The organism is Moorena sp. SIO2C4, from assembly GCF_010672485.1.
Lineage (GTDB): Bacteria > Cyanobacteriota > Cyanobacteriia > Cyanobacteriales > Coleofasciculaceae > Moorena > Moorena producens.
The window spans coordinates 1-4,793 of record NZ_JAAHGN010000569.1 but is presented as its reverse complement, the minus strand read 5'-3'; the positions used below and the strand labels follow the sequence as shown (position 1 = coordinate 4,793).

The following is a 4,793-nucleotide window of genomic DNA, read 5'->3' as shown; positions in this document are numbered from 1 at the left end:
TGCTTCCAAACCGGCTTGATTCCCTTGAGATACCACCACAAAGCGACCAAATGATGCGGCTTCGGCAATCGGTAGTCCAAATCCCTCCCGGTCAGACAGAAACACTACCGCTGTTGCCTGTCGATACCAAAGAGCCGCGAATGCGATGGCCTTTCGGCCACGCTACGCGAACGCGCTATGTGACCATGATAGTGAACCCAAGGCAAGCTCTCAATTGACTTCAGGAACGCTTCACCCCTAGCTTGGGTGGAAGTATTCATTCCTGCTAGGACTTACGAAGTTGACTTGGTAATCGGTAATTGGTAATTGGTGTACGCCAATTTTCCTGGAGTCCAGTTTTGAGTAAGTCCTGTTGCCTTGATGAGACCTAGGTGTGGAAATTGGTTTCAGCTCAAGTGGGGCAAGGCTTCGGTGAATATTGTTCACCCAATGGTCTAGGTCAGTTTTGAGAAGTTTCGAAAAAAAATCGTTCTTCGGCATAAAACATACGCTGAACCCCGAAAAGTTTTTAGAAGCTAACAATCAAGGGTTTTTCAGTATGCACAGCAAGACCTACACACTCTACATATCAAATTCTGATCTTCGTCCAAACTAAGTTGATGTTAGATCAAGTCCGGTTAATCACTTCCCAAATCATAAAACCCAATCTCAAGGGCTACTGGTAGGGTGCGTTACTAACTCAACTTACCACTTATAGGGTTTGGATTCCAGTTTTGAGTAAGTCCTGTTCCCTTGATGAGACCTAGGTTTGGAAATTGGTTTCAGCTCAAGTGGAGCAAGGCTTCGGTGAATCTTGTTCACCCAATGGTCTAGGTCAGTTTTGAGAAGTTTCGAAAAAAAAATCGTTCTTCGGCATAAAACATACGCTGAACCCCGAAAAGTTTTTAGAAGCTAACAATCAAGGGTTTTTCAGTATGCACACCAAGACCTACACACTCTACATATCAACTTCTGATCTTCGTCAAAACTAAGTTGATGTTAGATCAAGTCCGGTTAATCACTTCCCAAATCATAAAACCCAATCTCAACGGAAATAAAGCATGATAATTGTCCTCAAAGCAGCCACTCCGACAGTCGAAATTGAACGCATTAAACACGAACTGTCCCAATACAAAGTCAGCGTCGAAAAAATCATCGGCAAACACCGAGTGGTGATTGGTTTAGTCGGTGACACGGCTGAACTCGATCCCTTAAAAATTCAGGCTGTCAGTCCTTTTATTGAAAAAGTATCACGAGTTGAACATCCCTTTAAACGGGCGAGTCGAGACTTCCGACATGGTGAACCCAGTGAAATTATTGTTGAAACACCGAACGGTTCTGTTGCTTTTGGCGAACACAGTCCCATCGTTCAAACTGCCGGCCCTTGTTCGGTTGAAAATGAACAGATGATTGTCGAAACCGCCCAACAAGTTAAAGCAGCAGGTGCTCATTTCCTACGTGGTGGAGCCTACAAACCTCGGACTTCTCCTTATGCTTTTCAAGGGCATGGTGAGAGTGCTTTGGAATTGCTGGCCATTGCACGTCAAGAAACAGGCTTGGGAATTATCACCGAGGTAATGGATGCAGCCGACATTGAAAAGATAGCAACTGTTGCAGATATTCTCCAAGTTGGTGCTCGTAATATGCAGAACTTTTCTCTGTTAAAAAGAGTTGGTGCTCAAGAGAAACCGGTTCTGCTGAAGCGGGGAATGTCCGCAACCATTGAGGAATGGTTAATGGCGGCTGAATATATTTTAGCAGCCGGAAATTCCAATGTTATTTTGTGTGAACGGGGAATTCGCACCCATGACCGCAAATATACCCGCAATACCCTCGATTTATCCGTGATTCCTGTCTTGCGGACATTGACTCATCTTCCCATTATGATTGACCCCAGTCACGGGACTGGTAAAGCCGAATACGTCCCGGCAATGGCAATGGCTTCAATTGCAGCAGGAGCTGATGCTCTGATGATAGAAGTTCATCCCAACCCTTCCCAAGCCCTGTCTGATGGCCCTCAATCCTTGACGCCTCATCGTTATCAAGAACTGATGCAAGAAATGGCAGTTATTGGTGAAACAGTGGGTCGTTGGCCGGAAAAGTTAGCCCTCACCCCTTCATGCCCTCAAGCTACCCAAAAATTCAGTGCCATTGTTTAAAACTTGTTGTGAGTTGAAGAAAAAATTGAAGGCTAACTTAGATTGATTCAACTCACAATATCTCATCAAACAGATCTTTTTGCCCAATTCTAGAGAAATAATGGAAATGAACGCTCAAACCCTAGTCTTAAGGCCAATTTTTTCCCAACACTTTCCGCGAAAGCGGAATTACATCGAACCTGTATTACTCAGCCCATTTCAGCGAATATTGCTGACGACAAACGGCACTGTTACGGATATGATTGAAGCCTACTCGGGGGAAGCAATCAAAATCAAAAAGCTGTTTGAAGACAAGATTACAATCAAAGAAGACATCCTGCCGATGAACCTCAAAAAAGGCACAGAAGTCATCGCTCGCAAAGTGCTACTTCAAGGTAAGATGAGTGACCGCAACTATGTCTATGCCGATTCAATTTTAGTTCTCGACAGACTGAATGAAAAAATGCGAACCCAACTGTTACAGACCAAAACTCCCATTGGTAAACTCTGGGTCGAGAACAAAGTGGAAATCTTCAAAGAAAATGTCGAACTTGGCAAAGAACATGCAGGTGATTTAGCAGATTATTTCCAGATTGAACCCGAAGAAAATCTCCTGTATAGAACCTACTGCGTCATCTCCAATCATCAGTACACTATGATGATTACAGAAAAGTTTCCGGAAAATAATTTTAGGCGAAAGCTCTAATAGTATCGGTTAATTCTGTTGAAGAACTTCTGAAATTTAAAGATTTCATAGGAGGTCACTATGCTTAACAATCATTTCTCAACGAAGGTTTGCATTATAGGAGCTGGACCGGCAGGTCTATTATTGGCAAACATCCTACAGCAAAATAAGATCCCGTGTATAGTAGTCGAAAAATACAGTCGTGAGGAGGTCTTTTCCCGTGCCCGAGCGGGACTAATCGATCACAAGGCGGTAAGTATTCTGAAGCAGTATGGACTCGCCGACCGCTTGTTGAGAGAAGGAAAGCCCCATGGGAAGTGTGAATTCCGAAGCCCGGAATACAGCTTTGTACTCGAATACTCCAAGATGTGTGAGGGTCGAACGCACTATACCTATCCTCAGCAGGAGTTGTTGGTCGATCTGATCCAGAAGTTTCAAGAGGCTGGCGGAGAAATACGATTCAGCACGAAAGGTCTTGTGGTTAAGAATAGCTATCCTGCGCAAGTCTCGTGTTACGACGAGATTAAACAAAGCACGATTGTTATTGATTGCGACTTCATTGCTGGATGTGACGGTTTTCATGGTATTGCCCGAAAATCAATTCCTGAGGAAGCTGTAGATATTTACTACAAAAATTACAATTTTTCTTGGCTAGCAATCACCGCTGCAGCACCTCCCTCAACCGAGCATATTATCTATGCAATACATCCTTATGGATTTGCCGGTCATATGCTCAGGAACGAAAAAATTTCCCGTTATTACCTGCAAATATCATTAGACGACAGCGTTGACGATTGGCCCGATGAACGTGTTTGGTCAGAACTCCATGTTCGACTTGCCAAAGATGGATGGTCACTGACCGAAGGTAAGATTACTGACAAGCAAGTGCTGAGGATGAGGAGCTATGTCTCGAACCCAATCCAGTACAAGCACCTTTTTCTTGCAGGAGATGCTGCCCACATTCTCACTCCCTCAGGTGGCAAAGGCATGAACCTAGCCATTCAGGATGCTGAGGTTTTGGGCAAATTAATGGTGAACTACTATCTAATCAGCCACAATGACTCTATCCTTCAACAATACTCAGCTATTCGTCTGCCAGAGATCTGGCAAACCCAGGAGTTTTCCCACTCGCTGCTTCATATGGTGAATATCGATGAACAAAATTCAGAGAATGACCGCTTCATGAAGCAGCTCCAACAGTCTAAGATATCTCAACTGATGAGTTTGAAGACATTTGCAGCAGACTTTTCCCGAAAATATGTTGGGAGTTTATCTGACTCTAATCAGCTGGAGATGGCATGCTAATAATAATAATTACTCGCGTTTATTTGGAAACTATTGAGGCAAGCATTCAGCCACTCTCCATTTAACAGGTTGTACAACACTTCTTGTTAGATAAATCAAATCGTTAACTAGTTGTCAAAGTATTTCGTTTAGGAGGTTTTTATGACACTTAACAATTCAGATAGTTTCAAAATGTTCGATGCAATTGTCATTGGCGGCGGACCTGCTGGAGCAACTTGTGCATACAAGATAGCAGCGAATGGTCACTCAGTTCTTTTATTGGAAAAGGGAAAGTTTCCGCGATTTCATATCGGCGAGTCGATGGTGCCCTATCTGTATAAGCTGTTTGAGATGATAGATATCTCTGACAAAATCAAGGAAGGTGGGTTTGTGCAGAAAAACGGAGTTGAATTCTTAACTGGGACAACTGGAGATCTGAGGCGGCAGAATTTTGGCAATGTGGCAAAAGGGCAAACCCCGTTTTCATACAACCTTAATCGTGCCCGTTTTGACAAAATTCTCTTGGATCATGCTAAGGATACAGGGGCTCAAGTATTAGAGGAAGCAGATGTCAAGAAACTCATATTCGATGGCGAACGACTTGCCGGAGTCCAATATCAGTACGCAAAATCCCGACCAAGAGCCAATAGGAACACCAATTCTAGAGAAGCTCAAAGTTTTGAGGTAATTGTTAACCTACCGGAACA

Annotated in this window: 5 protein-coding genes; 4 read left to right on the top strand and 1 reads right to left on the bottom strand. The window is 43.6% G+C overall.

Annotated elements, in window-relative coordinates:
• On the bottom strand, nucleotides 1-105 hold a 105-nt coding region (locus F6K20_RS40165; protein ID WP_353736820.1), incomplete at its 3' end, for a hypothetical protein.
• A gap of 935 nt (nucleotides 106-1,040) precedes the next feature.
• On the opposite strand from F6K20_RS40165, the gene aroF reads away from it, so the two are divergent.
• From aroF to F6K20_RS24620, 4 genes are all read left to right on the top strand, one after another.
• Nucleotides 1,041-2,138 (top strand): 3-deoxy-7-phosphoheptulonate synthase, encoded by a 1,098-nt coding sequence (aroF, locus tag F6K20_RS24635; protein WP_287265957.1) that lies wholly within the window; start codon nucleotides 1,041-1,043, stop codon nucleotides 2,136-2,138.
• A gap of 106 nt (nucleotides 2,139-2,244) precedes the next feature.
• Nucleotides 2,245-2,823, top strand: a complete 579-nt coding sequence (locus F6K20_RS24630) for a chorismate--pyruvate lyase family protein (RefSeq protein WP_287296377.1) — start codon at nucleotides 2,245-2,247, stop codon at nucleotides 2,821-2,823.
• A gap of 60 nt (nucleotides 2,824-2,883) precedes the next feature.
• Entirely contained in the window at nucleotides 2,884-4,107 is a 1,224-nt protein-coding gene (locus tag F6K20_RS24625) for a 4-hydroxybenzoate 3-monooxygenase (protein ID WP_287252463.1), read from the top strand.
• Between the two features lie 141 nt (nucleotides 4,108-4,248).
• Nucleotides 4,249-4,793: NAD(P)/FAD-dependent oxidoreductase (locus tag F6K20_RS24620; protein ID WP_287296375.1), on the top strand; the 545-nt coding region annotated here is incomplete at its 3' end.

Coding starts and splice junctions, on each gene's coding strand:
- aroF (WP_287265957.1), top strand. CDS start 1,041: ATGATAATTGTCCTCAAAGCAGCCACTCCGACAGTCGAAATTGAACGC.
- F6K20_RS24630 (WP_287296377.1), top strand. CDS start 2,245: ATGAACGCTCAAACCCTAGTCTTAAGGCCAATTTTTTCCCAACACTTT.
- F6K20_RS24625 (WP_287252463.1), top strand. CDS start 2,884: ATGCTTAACAATCATTTCTCAACGAAGGTTTGCATTATAGGAGCTGGA.